This window comes from Rhizobium sp. NZLR1b, from assembly GCF_019685155.1.
Taxonomy (GTDB): domain Bacteria; phylum Pseudomonadota; class Alphaproteobacteria; order Rhizobiales; family Rhizobiaceae; genus Rhizobium.
The window spans coordinates 56,024-76,989 of the sequence record NZ_JABDWC010000027.1; the positions used below are offsets into that span (position 1 = coordinate 56,024).

Annotated in this window: 11 protein-coding genes; 5 read left to right on the plus strand and 6 right to left on the minus strand. The window is 58.0% G+C overall.

The genetic code is table 11. The annotated features are described in order from the left end of the window. Window positions 1–220 precede the first annotated feature (220 nt). Complete coding sequence (locus HJB84_RS28210; protein ID WP_221117550.1) at window positions 221–2,416, plus strand: patatin-like phospholipase family protein; 2,196 nt, start codon at window positions 221–223, stop codon at window positions 2,414–2,416. Window positions 2,417–3,279: 863 nt separating this feature from the next. On the opposite strand, the gene HJB84_RS28215 is transcribed toward HJB84_RS28210, so the two are convergent. From HJB84_RS28215 to HJB84_RS28245, 6 genes are all read right to left on the minus strand, one after another. Continuing rightward, the gene (locus HJB84_RS28215; RefSeq protein WP_183856077.1) at window positions 3,280–5,442 is read right to left on the minus strand and encodes a hypothetical protein; all 2,163 of its coding nucleotides are present in this window, start codon (window positions 5,440–5,442) and stop codon (window positions 3,280–3,282) included. Further along, entirely contained in the window at window positions 5,411–6,370 is a 960-nt protein-coding gene (locus tag HJB84_RS28220; RefSeq protein WP_183856079.1) for a lipase family protein, read from the minus strand. The genes HJB84_RS28215 and HJB84_RS28220 overlap by 32 nt, the downstream gene beginning before the upstream one ends. Window positions 6,371–6,579: 209 nt before the next feature. After that, window positions 6,580–8,139: a DUF2272 domain-containing protein gene (locus tag HJB84_RS28225; protein WP_183856081.1), complete on the minus strand. Its 1,560-nt coding sequence runs from the start codon at window positions 8,137–8,139 to the stop codon at window positions 6,580–6,582. A gap of 112 nt (window positions 8,140–8,251) precedes the next feature. Further along, window positions 8,252–9,163 (minus strand): DUF3616 domain-containing protein, encoded by a 912-nt coding sequence (locus HJB84_RS28230; protein WP_183856083.1) that lies wholly within the window; start codon window positions 9,161–9,163, stop codon window positions 8,252–8,254. 1,227 nt (window positions 9,164–10,390) lie between these two features. Further along, on the minus strand, window positions 10,391–11,335 hold the full coding sequence (locus HJB84_RS28240) for an alpha/beta hydrolase (protein ID WP_183856085.1): 945 nt from the start codon (window positions 11,333–11,335) through the stop codon (window positions 10,391–10,393). Window positions 11,336–11,352: 17 nt separating this feature from the next. Beyond that, entirely contained in the window at window positions 11,353–13,179 is a 1,827-nt protein-coding gene (locus tag HJB84_RS28245; protein ID WP_183856087.1) for a caspase family protein, read from the minus strand. 1,064 nt (window positions 13,180–14,243) lie between these two features. Between HJB84_RS28245 and HJB84_RS28255 the strand changes: the two genes are divergently transcribed. The 4 genes from HJB84_RS28255 to HJB84_RS28275 all read left to right on the plus strand — a co-directional run bounded on the left by HJB84_RS28255 (window position 14,244) and on the right by HJB84_RS28275 (window position 20,954). Then, a complete protein-coding gene (locus HJB84_RS28255) occupies window positions 14,244–15,914 on the plus strand; it encodes a cytochrome c (RefSeq protein ID WP_259671202.1) in 1,671 nt (556 codons plus the stop codon). 45 nt (window positions 15,915–15,959) lie between these two features. After that, on the plus strand, window positions 15,960–17,960 hold the full coding sequence (locus tag HJB84_RS33800; RefSeq protein ID WP_246699293.1) for a hypothetical protein: 2,001 nt from the start codon (window positions 15,960–15,962) through the stop codon (window positions 17,958–17,960). 52 nt (window positions 17,961–18,012) lie between these two features. Continuing rightward, entirely contained in the window at window positions 18,013–19,803 is a 1,791-nt protein-coding gene (locus HJB84_RS28270) for a di-heme-cytochrome C peroxidase (RefSeq protein WP_183856092.1), read from the plus strand. Window positions 19,804–20,012: 209 nt separating this feature from the next. After that, window positions 20,013–20,954: a hypothetical protein gene (locus tag HJB84_RS28275; RefSeq protein WP_183856094.1), complete on the plus strand. Its 942-nt coding sequence runs from the start codon at window positions 20,013–20,015 to the stop codon at window positions 20,952–20,954. The last annotated feature ends 12 nt before the right edge of the window (window positions 20,955–20,966 follow it).

Below are 20,966 nucleotides of genomic sequence, written 5' to 3' on the forward strand. Positions count from 1 at the left end.
GACGATGAAATCTCGACCGGGCTCGTCCTTGGACACCCAGGCCGGGCACCGCGGTTGACGCAGCGACTAACCGCGTAGTCGAGCAAGCGGGAGCTGGCTTCGGCTTCTCTGGTTCGATGCAATCACTCCCGGACGATTTCTCGTATGGGAGACGGATCGGCTAGATTTCGAGTTAGTCCAATCGGCCATGATTAAGCTGGAAAGTGCTTTAGGAGAGATCATGGAAATTCTTAGCAAGTTGAAACAGATGCGGCTTCCTACCGGTCATACAATTCGAGAGTTCTTTTGGCCCTGTGTTTTTTGCATTATCGGATTGTTTGCGCCTGTTTTGCTGGGCGACGCGGTTTTTGAGGTCTTACGAAGCGCGGCAGAGGATTTAGACCTGGCGCTCGGCCGGATACTTTTTGCAGGTTTTACGTATTGTATCCTCGGCCTTGCGACCTCCCAATTGCTTTATGCCACAGTTCAGGCTGTTAGAAGGCAACCAGGACGTGGCGCTCGCACGACGCCTTCACAGACGGATTTCCGCTCCGTGTGGATTGATTTAAGTATAGCTGTCGCGTCGGCTTTGCCGCTTGTGGGCATCGCTCTTGCAATTGCAAGAGCAACAGCGTCTCCAGAGTTAGGTGATTACGGAAATCCAACTGAGGCGCTGACCAGGCTTGAGCGCTACACATTGTGCCTCGCCCTGGCGTTGGCGGTGGGTATTTTTTGTCTTTCCCGAACTAAAGGTGCGAGACATAGATCGAACATCGTCGTTCCAGCGGTCGTGGCTGTTCTCTTCATATACTATGTCATACCACGCGCGCAGTTTCCCGGCTTCGTGTCGGCGATCTCCGTGTTTGCGGCATGGCTTGCTTGCATCGCGGCAATATCGATGTACCTCCGTCATCTGCGTCGGATATCCGGTATTCCAATTCTGTCTTTGCTTGTTCTATGCGGGCTCGCATTTACCCTTTTGGGCTGGAATAGAAATCATGAAATTCGAAAGGACGGAGGCGGTTCAGCCCCTGACCATCCTCTAGCTGACGGCGTCTTTCTTGAGTGGTTGAGCAATCGACCGGACCTCGAAGCCTATGAGGATCGCCCCTACCCCGTATTCGTTGTGACCGCCGAGGGCGGTGGGCTGTACGCTGCATACTTCACCGCAGCGGTATTGGGAGCTTTACAGGATACGTGCCCGCGCTTTGGACCACATGTATTCGCCATCAGTGGAGTTTCCGGCGGCTCGCTCGGAGCCGCCGTTTATGCGAGTTTGGCGTCGGAAGCTGTCCAACCTCTCAGCGCGTGCAATTTCGACGCCGTCAAGGATCAGGGGCTCAAGGAGCGAGCAACCAAAATTCTTGGACAGGAGATATTGACGCCCCTTATGGCGGGCACTCTCTTTTATGATTTCTTCTCGTCGGTGCTGCCTTTCTCCATCCCTGCACTGGATCGGGGCCGCGTGTTCGATGACGCAATTGAACGTCTTTGGTCAGGGCAACCCTCCGGCGGCCTACTTTCCCTCCCCATGCATAAGGCATGGCGGCCAGATGGAATGGCACCCGCGCTCATTTTGAATACATACGATCTGACGGGTTACGGCCCGGTGAGCGTCGCACCTTTCCGATTGAATCTCGGTGTTGTCGGCGACTTTTACGAGGCGGCCACCGATTATTCTCTGAACGACCTCCACGGAAGCTATCCGAACGATATTCGCGTCAGCACCGCTGTGGGTCTCAGTGCTCGATTCCCCATCGTAACACCGGAAGGAACGTATGCCAGGTCCGTACTTTACACGAAGCCGGGATCACCTCCAGGTCCCCCTTCTAGCGAAAACCACATTGAGCGAACTGAGGTGCTGCGATTTGTGGATGGCGGTTATTTCGACAACAACGGGGCGGGCGCAATTTACAGCCTCCTGACGTCTTTGCACCAAGCCCGTAGTCGCGATCCTTGCCCTCAGGGTGTCCGCAGCACGGCTGACGTCCCTTGCCTCGCCAAGCCTTTTCAAATTTATGCCATCCAGATTAACGGGACTGAAGGTAGGACGCGGTCCGAGGTTTATGGCTCACTAGCCACCGTGATCGCGGGCATAACCTCGATCCGAGGATCGTGGAAGCAGAATATGAATGACATTTTGGTCCATGAGATCGGTGAGTCATGGGGCAATTTGCCATGCGGGCTTCCTAGAGCTCCGATTTATCTGGATACAACGGCCTTCCGGGCGTTTGACCCTGATCACGGGATGTTTGATCTACCGCTTTCATGGCAACTGTCGCGAACAACGGAACGGATGCTCGACTCCCTCGTGCCCCATGCTTCCCTTTGTCAAAAGCAGCTCAGGTCAGGAAGCAACAGCAACGACTGCGGTCCGTGGGACGTTAGGTGGGCGTTGGAGAGTCAGGATCCGACGACACAATGCCCTTTTCGATAATTATATAGGGCGAGGCAGGCTGGACAGAGGCTGGACTACCTCGCTGGCCGATACGTACCTCGCACCTTCGCAGGGCGGGGCCGACTTCGCAAGTGGAGCTTCTGCGCCGGCCAACGCGGGACACTTCGAGCTCGCCGGACATCGATGAGACCGAAATGAAGGGAGTCGATACCCCTATGCCGTCCATCATCTGATTGGAGTGCCTGCGCTTCGGGGCCGGTGGAAAGCGCAACGCGAAACCCGCTTCTGCAGCCAACCGCAAACGAGTTACCCGAAACATGCGGGTGCTGATCCGTCCCAGGCCCAACCCGGCCAGCCGCCGGGTGAGGATGGTTCGAATTTAGATCGGCCGCCCGACTGACGATCGACTCTGCGAGCGCGTGTCTACCGCCTGCGTTTGCAATGGGCTGCCGTTCAACGCAGTTCGCGATGTTTCAAAAGGGGGGTCGAGATGAAGAGCTTCTAGCTCTTGAGGAGAATCGAACTGATGATCCGGTTACTACATTGTCGATCCGTGGGAGACGTATGACCGGCCCTATGGGGCGGTCGAGGCAACGGCCAACGCGGGGCGGAAAAGCGCTGGTCCGGAGCGATCGCAGCCAGGCTGCACGCCTGGCTATGCCTGTGGTGAGGCGAGCGTTGTGTCGTCGGCGGAGTCATCCAATCTGCGATCGTGTCATGCTAGCATCTAGGGTGAAGGCGCGTTTAGCGCGACCTTGGTGGCATCAAGCGCGGTAAAATGACACCACTCTTCATCATCGGAACCCCAGTCGCCGATGATTTCTCCGGCAACATAGGCTGTTAGGCCCCGAGCCGACACACGCGGCAGGGCCACGCGCGCCACCTCCAGTGCGTCGGTCGCTTCAGGGCGTTCCCCCGCTCTTGCTCCCGTTCTTGGCTGCGTCTCCCTTGGCGGCCTCCCCCTTCGCCTCCTCCTGAGCCTTGAAGCCGAGGTAAAGCCCGCTCACCAGCCCCATCAACAGGAGCAGCGTGGGGTCGAAGACAGGCAGGCGAAAGTTGCGTGCGACGGTCCACACAAACAGCGCCCCCAGGATCAGAGTCCAGGCGATCGCCTGGATACGCTGCAGTTGCGGCGCGCCATCGACACTCAGGACATCGCTAACGAAGCCGCGAGATGTGCGGCCTTCGGCGGTACCGGCATTGATAAGGACAGACCCGAGACCGGTCGCCCCGCTGATGCCCAGAAGCCACAGGATCTCGTTGCTGAGGAGGCCGTAGTAGAGGTCGAAGCTCATGGCGATGAAGATATAGCCGGCTATCACCAGAAAGAGCCAGAAGGCCATCTGGGTGCGGCCGAGGCTGTAGGGGCCGGTGGCTCGGTCTGCAAATTGCGATGTGGGGTAATTCCGCTGGATATCGGCCACCTTGCTGGCCGCTGGGTCGACTGCAAGTTGCGCGTCATCTAGAGCTTTCTCGGCGTCCTTCAATTGCTGCGCGACCTGGTCAATTCCGGCCTGCTTTTGCCTAATACCCGATACAGCTTCCTTGATGTCCGTGCCTGCAGTCTCGAGCTCTGCTTCGGTTGCCTTGATCAGAGTTTCATTGGTCGAGACGATCCGATCTCTTGCGGCTTTGGCGTCGTCGCGTGCCTGCGTCGAGGCACCGGGCGAGGCAGTGAGGGCAGCCTCTGCTTGGTCAAGCGCAGCCTGCGCAGCGGTCAGGCCGCTTACCTCGTCGAAGGTCTTCCCAGCCGCATCGCGGGCTGCCTGCGCCGTGTTCCGTCGGGCCTGCAGCCTCGCGACCTCCTCCTGCGGCTTGATGAGCAGGTGTTCCAGCCTCATTCGCTGCACCCTTGCGTTTCTGTGCGCAGGGTCAACGTCGAGAACCGTCTCTAGTCTGCCATTTTCCGCTCTGGCGGCAACGAGGGCACTCCGTGCGGCGGTGTAGGCGGCGAACTTGTCCGGGTCGCCGGGGGCTGCGGCGAGGTCGGTCTCGGCGAGGCCGAACTCGCGCTGCCGTCGCTTCTCTTCGAGCTTCACTGCCTCGAGCCGATACAAAAGATCTCGGCAGGTCAAGCTGTTGTCGCGGAGGAGCGGCGTCCGCGCGGCATATGCGATGAAAGCCGCGGTAAACAGGGCCAACGCAAGCAATCCGACGAGCACCGGGGTCAGCGAGAAAACGTACATCGTGATCTGGTCAATGGTGCCGTTCCGGGCGGTCTCGGGGATGGACGCTGTCGATCCGGCGTGCGACAGACCGATATCGACCTGACGCTTGCCCAAGGGCTCGGCAAATGCCACCTCGCTCAATAGTTCCTGCCAAAACTTCGCCGCAGGGTCAGTCGCGTCCTCGGGCGTCCACAGGGGGAAGTAGAGCCGCTGCACTGCGTCAGTCGCGTGCGCCTGCACTTTGAGAAATGGGGCCAGCTTGTCATTGAGAAAGACAGAGAGTGGCACCGGATCGAGCGGCTTCGCATACGCGGCCTTCGCCGTGCGGAGATCGGTCTTCGCCTTGTCAATAGCGCTTTGGAACTGGGTGATCTCGCTGGCCGGCTTGCCTTCGTCCGTTGCCGTTGTAAGCCTGGCCTGGCTCGCGGTCAGCGCTTCCTGCATTAGTTTGACGTTGTTTCCCCGCTCCTCCACCGTTTCCCTGGAGACGACGCCGGCCACCAGGACGCAGATATTCCGGCCGGGCTCCGTCTCCCCCGGCATCACGCGCACGATGCGCAGGATACCGGCCCGGTCGTTAGCGGCTTCAGCTTCGGTCAGGCTCTGTTTGACTGTTGTCTCGGCTTGCCCGCATTCCGTGCTGGTGACCTCCCCAACATTCGGTCCGGAGGCGGCCGCGAGGCAAAAGCAAAGAACTAGCGCAGCGAGCCCCAGGAGGACGAGCCATCCGGCGGGCCACGTGGCAGGATCCATCAGCCGACGCGCTGCGGCATTCACGGTGCTTGCTGTCATAATCTCCTCCTCGGTGGGTCCGCCGGTGCACGAGCGTGCCTGCATCACTGCAGAAACCGCATACATTTCAGTGTTATGGTACAGCCGGGCCGCACTGGTCTTCATCGCCCTTCATATCGACCCAACAGATGATATCGCAGGCAAGCTGATTAATACTGTGTTGGCTAAATGGACCCGAACCGGGATTACCCAATCGGAACGTCGAACGAAAATTAAACCGGAGTTCCGTCTCCTTAGGGTTGTTTTTTCCGATCGGTTTTAGTTGCCGCTGTATTGAACGGAGGGGTGCAAGAACCTCGCCCCGTTCATAGATCCTGAAGATCTCGTCGCCTTTTCTGTTGGCGGCACTTACTCTTGGGTCCGCGCTCGTCGAGCCTGTGACAGGTGAGGAATCAAATGCATAAGCGGTGTGTATGCGCGGGGAGGCGTACGCAGCCTGTTGAGCGAGCCCGCCACCCAGCGAGTGCCCAACTGCTATTATCTCAGCATTCGGGCCGAAGTCCTTATCTACACGGCTTGTCAGTGCTTCAACGAGATCACGGGTCTGGGCATACTGGTCGCGTGTGAAGGGATTTAGCCGCGTCAGCCACCTCAAGTTAGCAATCCAGTCTCCGAAATCACCGAGATCGGTCCCCCGGAAAACAAGCGCTAGCCGTATTCGGCCAGTTGCCTCCGTATCGCGCCAGAGCTGATAGCCAAGTCCTCTGATCTTAATAGGGCCGCCGGGAGTTTCAACTACTGGGTCGCTCTCCAAATAGTCGGGAAGTTGTTTCCAACGGTGTCGAGGCACCACAACACTTGGACAATAGGCGCCCCCTGCCAGCCTCGCATTATAGGCCGCCGCCGCAAGAAGAGCGTAGTCTGACAGGTGGACAAGAGCTGGATCGCGAGGTTCACGCAGCCAAATGTCAACAGCTTTGCGAGACGCATCAGGATCGCGAACAATGATCCTCGTATCCCGCGGCACCTGACATGCTTGGGTGGCAAGAAGAGCCACTCCGAGCAATATGCTTTGGCTAAAACCGTTCGTCACTGACCTGATCTCCGCATACCGGACCAATCCGATCTGAAACAACCCTCTCCTGATCGGCAATCTGCATAACCCCCACCTCGCAACGCGACAGCTCTCATTATGACAAAGGGACGCAATCATATGATGGTCTAAGGCCCTCGGCGCTGCGCATGCATCCGGCCCGATACCGTCAGGCTTCTTCGGGCGGCCGAAGAGCGCACAGCGTCATCTCACACCGTTGCAGGCTCGATGAACTTTGCGAATACAAACCCATCCTTCACCCGATCGCCCTCGAGATCTACGAGCGCCCATCGACCCCTCGTGTTTTCCTCGAATTCAAGGACATTGAGAGGCGTGCCGTCGAGCAGTTCCTTGATGATCGGAAACTCCGGTCCAGGCCCGCCCCGCAGTTTGAGGTCGGTCCGCACCCGGACGACAAACGCGCCAGGCACCACAGCCTGCGCGCCGGCCGCCAGCAGGTTCTCGACAACGCAGATAAGCTTGGACCTGATCTCCGATTGATCCAGAAAGCCGTTAACGTCCAGCGCGAAGAACTTTTTTCCGACTGTGCCGGTCCCCTGAGGAATGGCCTCGTTTCCGCCGATCGTCACGGCATGCCGCACGCCATTGCGTGTCTCGAAGCCGACGACGATGGCGCTGTGCGAAGGGTAACCAGTGTTCCGCTTGGCAAAGTCGAAACTCAGCGTGGCACCATCCCGATTGTGATGAATAAGGTCTCCCAGCCGCGGCGCATATTCAGTGATACGATGACCGCGGAATACGCCGGTATGCGCGTCACCATTTGCGATGGCGGCGTGAACAAACACGCTGTGACTCAAATTGAACTTAAACTGTTGCGGCGTCGCACCTGATTTCTTGACACAGAAGGATAGAAACGCGGCGGACCACGCATTGTCATTGAGCGTGGGATTGAGATCGCGGCTGCCGCCCCCAGCCTCATAATAATCTGCGATGTGTCCTCGCAGCGGCTCGTCGCCTTCATCGATACCGTTGAACCGATCGAATTCCGCCTTGGCAATGCTTACAATCGATGGTTCAGCAACGACCGCGGCGGCGACCATGATATGGCCAGGAGCCTCCCCTGTCGCCGGGTTTGGAATCTCCCGCGCGATCTTGATGAACTGGTCGATGTTCTCGCCATAAAAATGCGTTCCGTCGAAATGCCCTTGCTGAAGACCCTTACTTTTCCTGAAATTGCCAAAGCCCGTATTATAAACGATTGCAGTGAACGCCGACTCCAGATCCGTCAGCGATTGCTTATCGTCAAGGTCAAGTTGGCGGAGAGCATGCTTGAGCTCCGTGACCATTTTGTCAACGCAGGCGTCGATGTTCTGCCAACGCTGCTCGAGGAAAAAATCAGGGTCGGTTTTGAAAAACTGCAGATCATATTGGAAGATGCCATAACCGTGGACGAACTTCTCCGGTCGCCGCGCCACCCTTTGATACGCCTCGATACCGGTGGCTTCGGCCATTTCGCCAAGCAGCCCATGTGCAAAGTCGAACATTTCCCCACCGCGGTTCGCATCGACAAGTTCGGCCCGGTTCTTTGGAAAGGCGCTACGGTTCGGCGTGTCGAGCGTATCGCCGACAGACAATCTCAATATCTCCACACGCGGCAGGTGCAGTCGGAGTTTGCTCCAGAGTTCACCGGACTCCTGAAACGCAATGGCGCAGATCAAGTCGAAAGACAGGGGCGTTCCGGCCAGCGCCGGGACAATGTCTGACGCGAAATTGGTCTTGAACCACTTGATCTCTTCTTTGATGCTCATCGAACTCTCCTAAAGTAAGGGTCTAGGGTGGCGTGAAGGCAACGCGTCCTCTTCGGCAAAATCTGAGCACAGATCGCCGTTCTTGAATGCAATGCCGTCGAATGCTGCTGCTTCAGTTACCGAGCTTGATTTCGGTACTTCTGAACGCTCTTTGCGAAAGCGGAGTCTTTTCGTCGTCGCAGGTCTGCGAGCCATCATCACTGAGGATTTGAACCATCCCTGAGCCAGGGATCTGCATTAATGCCTCCGGCCGCAACGACCCGAATCCCGGCGCCTTCAACTCCTCAGGCGATGATTTCCCGCCAAGCCAGCGGTACAGCGCGAATGGTCCTTCATCGGAAACTGGTCCGGCAACGATCAGGTAGTGGTCATCAACCCGTTCGACACTGCGGATACCCAGCCCACCGAGATCCAGGCGGAAGGGTTCTCCAAGCACGGCACTTCTTTCAGGATGGCTGATAACTTCGGCAGGATTGGTGAGTGGGATCACCACAGCTTTGTCGTCGATTGTATCGCGAAGGCCGATCAACAGCGCCCCACCTGGAGCCGTCGCCAGTCCCTCGATATTAAGCTCGGATTTCCTGTCGCCGATCACGCCAAGGATCGCGTCGCGAAGCCGGAGGAATTCCCTTTCCCATTTCAAGCTGACTGAATTGCCTGCGGCGACAACCTTTGTGGCAAAGAAATTCTTGCGCTTGTCCTTGTCCTCACCGCTGCTGTTAAGCGAGTGCGAGCTAATCCAATAGACGACGTCTCCATCTCGGGCGGCAGCTTCGACGTCGGATTTGTCAAATCCACTTGTGCCCTGAAAATCGACAGGGACTCCCTCGGACTGGTCATTTCTCGTATAAAGCCGCAGAATATTTGTTTCGTCGCTCGCAACGACGAAATGATTGTCATCTATGCACGTGGCGGCTGAAGCCTCGCACAGACCTTTATAGTGAACCGCGTCAGCGAGCTCTGAAACGGACGCCGCCCCAGGCAAAACCAATAGCACACTTAATAACCAGATCTGGAATCGCATGCCTCCCCCTATCAGCGCTCCACTGCGGCTGACTTGACCGGTTCTTGAATCCCACGAGCATCCACCGCAGCCGAGATAAGAATCAGTAGGGTCCGTTCGCCGTCCTGTAGAAAACGGCCGACGTCGCAGCGTCCCTCCCAAGCATCCGAAGGGATGCCATTCCACAATAGTAAAGGCGAAGGCGATTGAACCATGCTACATATGATTGCATCATAGCAAATATTTTAACTTACACAAGTAGTAAAGCGAAATATATAATACAGACATACAGAAGATATATGTCTCTCCGCAGCGCCCCGGAAACATACTTCTTGTCCTTTAGGAACTTAGCTTCGGCCCCGACCTCCTCTGGCACAGGATCGTCATTAATCCAAAGTAAGTGCGCGAAATTCCTGTTTCAGATCTGGGCCTGCCTTTCTCTCTCGGCTCTTCTTGATCGATATTTTCTAAGGCTGTTGGGATTGACAGCTTCCACTCTGGAAGTATTTGCTCCATATCAATTAGTTAAACGCTTCTATTCTATTGAGGTGGCTTGATGCTGTGACGGGCAGTCAGCCGGCAAGCATCGGTGGCCAAGGCTCTCACCTTGCAAACACAAAAAGACCGAGCGCGAGGGCATTGCGCCGCCTGTTTCGGCGGCGCATTTGCTTGCCTGGTCGCGCCCTTCAGCGCCGCCATCCTTTCGCCGAAGAGCCAAAGGGCCTTGTTGAGCTTGATATCCTGAGCGATGCCGTTCACGGCGCGGGACTTCACCTGCCGAGATCGTCGCGGCCGACGCCCCTCAGCCCGCCGTTGATGGCGATTTCCATACGGCCCAGGTGCTCCAAAGCAATGAGCATACCAGGCGAAGGCGCTCCCGCGCCGGCGCCAGTTCGCGCACGGCTTGACCGGTTAAAAGGGCAGCGCAGGAGGGTTAGCGCAGCGCCGCTCGGAACGTGCGGCATCCGGGACGACTGCCCGGGCAAGCCGTTCCGCTTGGGGCTATGGTCGCCTCATATTCCGAGTCAAAACGATGATACTCGGGGAACAGTGGATGAAAACGGCGCACTGGCGATGTTCCGCATAAGCCGCTGGGTGTGATCTTGGAAGATCAACAGTCCGAGGCTGTCCAGCGCAAGCGTTCCAGGTCCGTCGGCACCTTCGCATCGATCCGGCCAGCTCTTGAACACGAAGTAAGCGGGCCGGTTACCCATTGGCGTATCCATCCCACGTCTGTTTGCTCACGATCTACACAAAACTTTCGTTAATTTTGCGAGCGACCGTCGGGTCACCAAGATATCCGGTGATCCCATGCCGGTTGGATGTACCGTTCCTGACACCGGAATAATTCTCGATCGGTGGCCGAACCGCGAAATTGGCACTATCCAGGGCATTTAGCGCCACGACATCCCGGGTATCGTATGCGTTGAACCAACTGGTGACGCTTCTTGGAAAGCCTATCGGGCTGAGAGGCGTCCGGATAGCCCTTATGCCCAGCGGCGAGCCAATCGTTACCAACATCGGGACTTTGAAATCTGGATTTGTCTTCAGCACGTTATAAGCAACGACCGAGCCCAGTGAATGGCCAACTACGATCGTCGGTTCGCGGTTCATCGTTTTCAGAACGATTTTGTCAATTTGGTCTCTCACCAGATCGGAGGTGATATAAAGGTACACGTCGCGCGTGAATGCCTCGATCGCATCAGCGCTTAGTCCGCCGCCATTCTTATCAAGCGCCTGCAATATCGCCTGTACCCACTCCCAGTTCAGTGGCCCACGGGTCTTTGGATTATTTCCGTATTCGGCGTCAATTTGCGCATCACTCACGCCCGCGTTCACGACGAGCTCATTTGCAACCTGCGCCTGGAATGCCAAGAAATCGTCCTGCTGAACACTTCCTCGGGCGCGAACCTGGGAAGCAACTTGAATTTTCGATTGATTGACGAATTTGTCCAGCGCATCTCCGTAATAAGGGAACTCAATATCAATAGAAGCCGGGAGTTTGAGATTCTGTATCGCCAGCGCGGATATCAACGCGTCGCTCCACGTTTTTTTCAAAACCACCGGATCCAGGCCCTGCTGGCTACGGCCGTGGATGAACACGAGCCGCAATGGAGTTGCGGCCTCGGCTTTCATACCTCGCATGCAGGCGATGGCCGACGCCACCGTCAGAAATGTACGGCGATTAATCATGGAACAGTTCCCAAGTTTCAAGGTATGTTTTGAGCGGATACCACCAGGTGGTCCATCCCTGCGGTGTCAAAAGTCGTCCACAACGACGGCTTCAGATGGCTCTTGAGGTTGTCCAGCTGCGGCGAAGACAGTCCCAACACGCGCAAGAATTCCCATCCCTGCGTTAGCATGGGACAAAAAGGGACCACTTTACCCGCTATTCTCCCCTTCCACGCAAGCATTTCCACATCGAACAAACCCAGCTCTAAGTCGCCGCTCATGAACTGCGAGACTGAACGAACATCTTCGATGAGATCGGCATCCCAATAGGCATAGGCGGCATAAACGCCAAGCGTCGGGTCTACAGATTTCAGAACGCGAATGTCGTCGCCCATCTTTCTACCCTTGATCGCGCGGGTTGCCCGATCCCCTTCGATACGGAAGGCACCGAGCGACGCAGCCGACGCTACGACCGCGTGTAGTTCATTCAAACGTTTGCCCTCGCTCGCATATTCGGACCATCGCGAACTGTTGCTAGAGGGGGTATAGCTGACATTGCTGACGCCCGCCTCAGAGACGACAATGTTACCGACAAATCCCTTTATGGCAGCCACCACAGTTCCAGATCCATCAGCGAAACGAATGACCACCGTCTCACCCGGACCTCCAGGTGCGAGGTCGATCCTCACAAGAGCAGATTGGTTTGCGCTGCCACCACGGGTGATCGTTGCTTTGCTGCCACCCAGCGCAAAAGCCTCCGCAGCAACAGCTCCCATGATTGAGAAACCGGTCTGTGACTCAAAGCTCAAGGGTGCTACTGAAGAGAGGATTAGATCCTTAGTTGCGTCGAAACCCGTGGTCACCGAATAGTTGGAGACATCGGTTTTGGATACATTAGCGGATAGATTGGATGACGAAAGCGCATCATTGTTAAATTTCGCTCCAATGTTTTCCAGAGCAAGATCGACGACCGAGTTCAACGGAACCACTTTAATGTCGAACGACGTTTGTTGCGTGACGACATGCGCTTTGCCAATGTACACGTCGTCATTCGAGGTCACTTCGACATCGGGCAGCTGCCGCAAGGTTATCGACTGTTGCTGAACTCGGCGGGAGACTTCTCGCTTGAGATAGTTTTTGAGAGCACGGTTTGGAACCACCACACCAACGCCCGGCAAAGTGTGCACCATATCCGTTTCCGGCCGCTGAAACGCCTCAAGAAAACAGGCCGTGAAGATTCCCTGATAGCCCTGGCGCACGCTATCGGCGACAGGCAACTCAAACGCCGAGCCACCGGCGCGCGTCGCCATGAACTTGTCGATATCTGCAATACTCGTCGAAGGTCCATTGTTCGGAAATATGAAGCCGCCCCGCACTCGGCCGGCGTTCAAACTGTCGGGCGAGGAGCGGCAGGCGTCCGAGATGAAAATAACATTAGGGATCCCACAGTCCTTCGCCAGCACTGCGCTTTCCAACAAGCTTATCGCTTCATTCGGATTGACAGGAGCACCGGATAACATCCACCACTCGTTGTCGCCGCTCATGAACCCGTGCCCAGCGAAATAGATCACCAGCATATCCATGTTGCCGCGATTGACGAAATCGACAACAGCGTCAAAAACCCCTTGCAACGTGACCTTGCCGGCGTCATCGGCAAGCAGCTTAACCTCGAAATTCTCCGAGCCAAGCCAGGTCGCCACCGCCTTGGCGCTGTCAGTCGCAGTGAGTTTCGGAAGTCCGACGACCATGTCGACGCCGATCACTATTGCACCCCTTGTCAAGCCTTCTTGCCCGAGCGCTTTATGCGACGCCAAAACAAATGCACTCAAAGCTGCGGTGGCAGAAAGAAACTGACGTCGCTTCATTGGCTCAGTCCTTAAGGCATGAGAGAATGGCTTCTTCCATTTACCCACCTCGGCATCCGAAGTGAGGTAACTGCGAAAATCAACGAGGCCGCCAGTTAGCCATCTACGCTGCGTCTGACGTAAAGGTTCGTCTGCGGGATTGTCGCTCGATACTTGCAGTCCAGCCCCGCCACCCACAGGTTGCCATTGACTGTATACCACTCAGTCACGCACTCTGGTTGACGCAACTCATGCCTCCAACCGTACAAGGTGAACGGAAGAGGACGGCAATCGCTGCTGCTTTGACGTTGGTAGGTCGAATGATCTTTTCGACGGCATCTACCCAGCGAGCACGACAACCAGCGGAACAAGTGTACCGACCGGCTATCGCGTTACTCCCGTGAAAAGGCAGCTAATGCGCAGATGTTTGAGGAATAAGCCTGCCTTTCCCAACAAATCTACTGGCCACGAAAGCATCGCATCCCTGGATGAACGTCATTGGCGTCACCAGGAAAATAGAGCAGAAGAATATGGAAGGAATATTCCGCAACAGCCTTTGGTTGTCAATGAATTTCGCAGAAGCTCAACCTAGACCGAGAAATCTAGCTGGTAATCTGCCCCTGCGTTAACCTGGCTCCATCGCCTCGTATGCAGCCGCAGCGGTAATCGAGACCCCACGCAGCCTGCTTTTTGTTTTAAGAGTTGCAATCCTCCAGGCTCATGCTATCACTTATGCGTGTATACACGGCATGCAGGGATTTCAATCCTTGACGCGCTCTCACGTGCCGGCATTCCCAAAATTCTGCCCTATCAAACTGTCAGTTCCGCGCAAGCTCAGACCGAGGTCCGGAATGCCGTCTCAATATAGAGAACGTCTCTCTTTCGCCTTGCGCTCCTTGGGGCTAGCAAGCGGCGCGTCACTCTGGATTTTCGCGAGCCACGGGCCAGCCGCAGCAAGTCCCGCCTGTTCGTCACGTGACGACTTGAGTGCAAATTCGACGATCACCTGGACAGATATACGCGAAGGGTGCGACGCCGAGCGGACCACCTATCGAAAGCAAAATCCGATTGGCTCGTCGTGGTTCATGAACGCGGGCAATGGCTTTACCGGTGTGCCTTACTTGCTCCAGCGCGTCTTGCCCGATCTCGCGCCCGAAATCTGGGGCCCGAACGACGAGAATTTCGGACGTTTCGGCTTCCTTTCCGATCCGGAAGACAAATCGCGGCCTCTTCCGCTCGGCCTCGGCATCGCCTCGACCGCGGGCCGCCCGCTCGATGCTGGTGGCAATCCATTGGGGGAGATCGATTTCGCCAAGCCTGGGCTCGATGTGGTGACGCTTGCCTGCGGCGCCTGCCACGTCGGACAGGTGCAGACGCCGGATCGATCGGCGGTCGTCGAGGGTGCGCCGAACACGAAGATGGACGTGCGCAAGTGGCGGGATGCCTACTCGCGAACGGTGGCGGTCTACTTCTCCACTCCTGAAAAGATCAAAGCGTCGGCCGAGCGCATCGCCGCCATCATCGATGCCAAACCGGGCGGATATTTCTATCCTCCCGCCTATTTCGGCCAGCCCGGATTTCTGAATTTCACGCCGAATGTCGAATCCGACCAACGCGCCGCCGTAAAGAAGAGTCTAGTCGGCATTCTGGCGACCTTTGCGTGCGGCACCGTTCAGCGCGAAGCCGGGATCGAGCTTCAGAAACAGACGAGCTACGGCAACTGGAACGCACCCGGCTTTTCCGGCTTCAGCACCGGACAGCAGGACGGTAGCGGCGACCTCATTTTCCAGTTGTTGGTCGCTAAGGCAATGCCCCCCGGCGAATGTCAGCCGAACGCCGCAGGAGGCCTGAACCGGAACTTCGACGTCACAGCATTTAAGGATAGCTTTCATCCGGAAATCCCACCATTTGCCACCATCACCGACATTCCGAGCGTGTGGAACCAACAGGCGCGCGCGCGCGCCCAGTGGGACGGCAGCGTGAAGATGGCGTTCTGGCGCAACATCGCCGCGCAGCTTCCGATCGTCGGCGATCCCTCCAAGATCGACCTCGTCAATACCGGTGTCGTCGCCAATTTCCTCGATGGCCTGCCGCCGGCCCCCTACCCGTTCGACGTCGATATGGCGAGTGCCGTGCGCGGCGAAGCGCTATTTAAAGAAAATTGCGCCGTGTGCCACCGGCCGCACAACGACACGATCTATCAGTTCCGTGATATCGGCACGGACATGAACCGCGCGGCCGTCCTCAACGGCGCGGCGTTCCAGCTTTTCGCTGCTGGCTTCCAGGCGAGCTGCCACGATCAGGATTTCCTCTATCGCATCCCGACGGGGGAAGAAGTCCGGCCATGCCGGATGGCGGGCGAGGACGTGATCACCGCCCGTACGACGCCGGCTGACCAGGGCTATGTCGCCGAGATGCTTGACGGGGTGTGGGCGCGGGCGCCCTACCTGCACAATGGTTCCGTTCCGACGCTGTACCACCTCCTGGCCCCCGCGAGCCGTCCGGCACATTTCCTGCGCGGTGCGACCCAATACGACACCGCGAAGGTCGGATATGCCTGGGATCCGGCAGTTACCGGGCTCGTTGCCGACACCTCGCCGACGCTGACCGTCTACGACACGCGAAAGGACGGCCATGCCGGTACGGGCCACGATCGCAACCTCGTGGTCGATGGCAAGCTCCGTCGCCTTGACTGGAGCGGCCCGCAATATGCCGACGCCCTCAAGGACCTCATCGAATATCTGAAGACCCGATAGCACCGGCCCCGCATTCACCCACTCGCAGCCTGGAGGACTGGTGTAATGACCGAAGCAGCCTCGCCCGACATTGATGCCGGGATCGCCGAAATCGACGAGTTGCAGCGGCTGCTGATGCGCAGTACCGGCCCCGGCCTGCGTGGCCAGCACTACAAGCAGCATGGCTGCGTCTCTGCGACCTTCGAGGTGCTTGCCGACCTTCCCCAGCGCCTCAAGATCGGGCTTTTCGCCGAGCCGAAGGCCTACACGGCTTATATCCGGTTTTCCAACGGCGCGCAGCTCGACGACACCAAGCCTGATATTCACGGTATGGCGATCAAGCTGACCGGGGTTGCTGGCCGAAAGATTCTGGAAGGCGAGGAAGACGCAGCAACCCACGATTTCGTGCTGGCGGACAAGCCGATGTTCTTCATCAGAAACACCAGCGACTATGTCCGGTTCATGGCCGATCTCGCCCAGTCGGCGCCACGCGGCGAACCGCCGCTCGCCTTCATCGCATGGTTGAAGGAAAACCGCCCCGAAGACCTGCCCGTGCTTCTCGGCTTCCGCCAGCAGGTGCAGCACAGCCCGCTTGCGGCACGCTACTGGAGCCAGGTGCCCTATGCCTACGGACTGAGCAGCGCGCAGGTCTGCCGCTATTCCGTGGTTCCCTCGAAGGACAACCTCGTTTCGCCCATTCCCTCGGATGCCTGCGGCGCCGGCTATCTGCGTGAGGCGATGACCGGCCATCTCACCCAGGCGGCGCGGCCGGCGGTCTTCGATTTCTGTGTCCAACTCAACGACGAGACAAGTGCAAGCGTCATCGACAATCCAACCGTAGAATGGACGACGCCCGTCGAATTGGTCGCTCGCATCACCATACCACCGCAGACCTTCACGTCGGCCGCGCAGCTCGCCTTCGGAGAAAACCTCTCCTTTACGCCGTGGCACGCGATGCCTGAACACCGGCCGCTTGGCGAGATCAATGAGGTTCGCCGGCGGGTCTACCTTAGCAGCTCCGGCCTCCGGCATGAGACCAACCGGGTCGTTCGCCGCGAACCCACCGGCAACGAACACTGGAGCTTCAACATGCGCCTTTCACCCGAGGAACTGACCGTCGGCATAAACGACGACTTCAAGGCAGTGCTTGCCAAGCTGCAAGCGACGTTCAATTTCATGGCTGGCAATCTCCAGCACGGGCGCGCGACGCACACTTACGGCGTTGTGGCAAAAGGCGAGGCGCGCTGCATCACGCCGGCCGGCTTCCCTGGGCGCGCCGACGACCGCGCCCGCGATGGTGTCGCAGCTTCGATCAAGTTCTTCGCGCCGGGCGCCAGCACCGATGGCGGCGGCTTCTACGACATTCTGATGAATGCCGGCCGGCAGCTCTTCGTGCGAAGCATCCGCGACTTCTCGACCTTCGTCCACACGCCGGACGAAGACAGGATCAAGCTCGTCGAGTCCGGCTTGATGCTCGACGATCAACTGCGCGAGGCTTACCGGATCCGCGGCTCGTTCACGGATTCTCAGTATCACACCTGGGTCTGTTTCCAATTCACCGACAAGACTGGCGTCAGCCGCTACGTCCGCTTCCGGCTGATCAACGCCGACCGCGGCCTCGACCGCGGGCTGCCGCGCCCGGAATTCAGGGCCAGCGGCCATCCGTCCATGGACGCTACACCCGACGACAACCGGGCGCCCGACTTCCTGCGCAAGGATTTCATTCACCGCGTTAGGCACAGCGACGTGCGCTACATCCTGCAGGCGCAGCTGCGTGACGCGCCGCCGCCGCCGATTGGCAATCACGAGCTATTCGACCCGTCCCAGCCGTGGAACGAATATTGGTTCCCTTGGGCGGACATGTTCGAAATCCGCCTGACCGAGGTCATGGACGACCAGACGGCCGTGAGCCGATTAGAGATGAATCCGAATCGGAGCCCAGAATGCATTCGCATTCCCTTGGCGACCAGCCCCGATGATTACGCATCGCTCGGCCACGCACGGGCGATTGTCTATCCGGGCGCGCGCGCGGCACGGGCCGCCGTGCCATCGCCTCAAAACAATTAGAGGGCCGCGCTATGCTGAAGCAGGCGTTTTCAACGCTTTGGGGGTGGAGACGATGAAACGCAAGTCGCGATTTTGGCCTATTCTGCTCGGGGTCATCGTGCTGGTCGCCGCTGGCCTCTATTATATAGTCCAGATGTTCAGCGTCGATCTTCCTGACTATCCGAAGGTGGAAAAGGTCACTTCGCTCGAGCAGAATTGGTCACAATCACAACGCGAGTGGATGCACCATGCCGACCAGGGCACGGTGACCTTCTCGATACCCTACGAATGGCTGGCGGCGCTGGAGCAGCCCACCTTCACGCTGACGGCCGGGCTGCCCCTCCTGTCCAGCGACTATCTCGACCGCTTCGGCTTCATCACGGCGGATTCGACGGGCCTTCCGGTCGGCTTCGCCCATGGCGGCGACCTCATCGATCCCAAAACCGCCCAACCGTGGATCAACCCGGCAACCGGCAAGCCGCTCACCACCATTGGGCTCACCTGTGCGGCATGCCACACTGGCCGTTTCACCTACAAGGGCACCGCCGTGATGGTCGAGGGCGGGCCGGCGCTCACCGATCTCGGGAAATTGCGCAAGGCGACAGGACTGGCCCTGCTATTCACCCGTTACGCGCCTTTCCGTTTCGACCGCTTCGCCACGGCAGTGCTCGGGCCGCAGGCGGATGACGCTGCCAAGGCCGGGCTCAAGACGCAGCTCGACAAGGCGCTAGCAGGTGGCAAGATCGAAGTCGATCTCGACAAGAAAGTGGCCGCCAAGAGCATCGAAGAGGGATTCGGCCGGCTGGATGCGCTCAACCGGATCGGCAACCAGGTCTTCTCGCTCGATCTCGACCGGCCGGAGAACTACGCCGCCCAGTCCGCGCCGGTCGCCTTCCCGCATATCTGGGACACTTCTTGGTTCGACTGGGTACAGTACAATGCCTCGATTATGCAGCCAATGATACGCAATGCCGGCGAAGCGCTGGGGGTCCGCGCCTTCATCAACCTCACCAAGCCGGAGCAGCCGCTCTTTGCCTCGACGGTGAAAGTCGACACAATTTTCGCAATCGAGCAGCAGTTGGCGGGCAGGCAACCGACCGCGGAGACCGGCTTTACCGGCCTGCGTCCGCCGCGCTGGCCGTCCAACCTGTTGGGCCCGATCAATACGGAGCTCGCGGCCAAGGGTGCCGCGCTCTACGCCGACCGGTGCCAGAGCTGCCATCTGCCACCGGTCGGCAGTGATGGCTTTTGGGACCAGAAGCACTGGACGGACGAGAATCCAGCCCGCGAGCGTTATCTTCGTGTGCCCACAATCAAGATCGAGAAAATCGGCACCGATCCAGCCCAGGCCAAGGGCATGGCGGAGCGCAAGGTCAAGGTTCCCGTCGAGCTCGGCATCGATACCGACTCCTTCGGCGACGCGCTCGGCGAGCTCGTCGCAAAGACGAGCGCTCGCTGGTACGGCAGCCAGACGCCGCCGGTGCCGCCGGAGCAACGGGAGATCATGAACGGCAATCGCCAGAATGGCATCCAGGCGCCGCTCGCCTACAAGGCCCGGCCGCTCGACGGCATCTGGGCAACACCGCCCTTTCTGCACAACGGCTCGGTGCCGACCATTAATGCTCTGCTATCGCCGGTTGGTGAACGACCGAAGACATTCTGGCTTGGTAATCGCGAATATGACCCGGAAAAGGTCGGCTACCGAACGGAGGAGCTGCCAGGCGGCTTCAAGTTCGACACCTCGAAGCCGGGCAACAGCAATACCGGCCATGAATTCAGCGACACCCCCGGTCCGGGCGTAATCGGCCCGGCGCTGAAGCCGGATGAGAAGGCGGCGCTTATAGCGTACCTGAAGACGTTGTAGGCAGCTGGCAGGAGCCGCTTGAACATGACATCGCCGCGCGCAGAGGCAAACGGCGATGGAGTGCGCATCCTGCGAATAGCCATTTCTTCTCCTGTAATTACCCTTCAGCTTTGTTCGCGTCTCAAACGATGGTGAAGTGTAAATGCACCACTTGAAGTTTTATTCTGAAAATGACACCAATCAAGAAGGAATAGGCTGAGGGAGATACAATGACGCACGTGACGTTTATTCATGGGATCGGCAACAAGCCGAAGGCCAAGGAACTGCATGACATCTGGTTGCGCAGCCTCGCTACAGGAGCCGGCGGGATAGATCTGGGTGGCGAAGGCGTGACTTCGTCTATGGTGTACTGGGCAGACGTTTTGTACGCCGATCCAGATCCCAATGTTGCCGCCTATGAAAGCTTCGAGGCGACGACTGCGAAAGAGGTGGAGGCTGACGCGACTGCGCGCACACCTATTCCCGCCACTATTGATGAAGCAACTTTTATCAGCGGGTTGGCGTTGAAACTCGGCGGAACTCTCGCTGCTGCTGAGACAGTGGAGGCTATCCCGCCAAACCGCGAACTTGATGGAATGCCTTATGAGCGCATCCCACTGCCTTGGCCTATCAAGAAAGCGTTTATGGAAACGTTTCTCCGCGACGTCCATCACTACCTATTTAATGTGGAGTTCACTCCGCGACCCGGCACCACGTTTAAAGTTCAGGATGAGATTAGGAAACGCTTCGTGAAAGCAGTTGCCGAGGGATCCAAATCAGGCGAGCCGCAAATTGTCGTTAGCCACAGTATGGGAACGGTGATTGCGTACGATTGCCTCAAACGCGTGCCAGGCATACAGAAAATTGGCGGGTTGATGACAATCGGAAGCCCGCTCGGTCTTGATGAGATCCAAGACAAGTTGCGTCCCGAATGGTCCCGGCCAAATGGATTCCCGTCCGAGCGGGTCGAAGGTGGATGGGTCAATGTGTTTGATCGTCTCGATCCAGTGGCTGGCTTCGACCCTTTTCTTAAAAACGACTATCAACGCGACGGGAAGGGAGATATCGAGGACGTGGCGGTCCTCAACGAAGGCGCCTGGCGTCACAGCATAGTGAAATACCTAAGAGCACCGGACCTGCGGAGAGGCGTCGAAAAGCTGCTAGCGTTGTGACGGGAGTCCGTG

What these genes read in the sequence shown, in the direction of transcription:
- HJB84_RS28210 (WP_221117550.1), top strand. Translation starts at nt 221, where the DNA reads ATGGAAATTCTTAGCAAGTTGAAACAGATGCGGCTTCCTACCGGTCAT.
- HJB84_RS28215 (WP_183856077.1), bottom strand. Translation starts at nt 5,442, where the DNA reads ATGAAGACCAGTGCGGCCCGGCTGTACCATAACACTGAAATGTATGCG.
- HJB84_RS28225 (WP_183856081.1), bottom strand. Translation starts at nt 8,139, where the DNA reads ATGAGCATCAAAGAAGAGATCAAGTGGTTCAAGACCAATTTCGCGTCA.
- HJB84_RS28230 (WP_183856083.1), bottom strand. Translation starts at nt 9,163, where the DNA reads ATGCGATTCCAGATCTGGTTATTAAGTGTGCTATTGGTTTTGCCTGGG.
- HJB84_RS28240 (WP_183856085.1), bottom strand. Translation starts at nt 11,335, where the DNA reads ATGATTAATCGCCGTACATTTCTGACGGTGGCGTCGGCCATCGCCTGC.
- HJB84_RS28245 (WP_183856087.1), bottom strand. Translation starts at nt 13,179, where the DNA reads ATGAAGCGACGTCAGTTTCTTTCTGCCACCGCAGCTTTGAGTGCATTT.
- HJB84_RS28255 (WP_259671202.1), top strand. Translation starts at nt 14,244, where the DNA reads ATGAACGCGGGCAATGGCTTTACCGGTGTGCCTTACTTGCTCCAGCGC.
- HJB84_RS33800 (WP_246699293.1), top strand. Translation starts at nt 15,960, where the DNA reads ATGACCGAAGCAGCCTCGCCCGACATTGATGCCGGGATCGCCGAAATC.
- HJB84_RS28270 (WP_183856092.1), top strand. Translation starts at nt 18,013, where the DNA reads ATGAAACGCAAGTCGCGATTTTGGCCTATTCTGCTCGGGGTCATCGTG.
- HJB84_RS28275 (WP_183856094.1), top strand. Translation starts at nt 20,013, where the DNA reads ATGACGCACGTGACGTTTATTCATGGGATCGGCAACAAGCCGAAGGCC.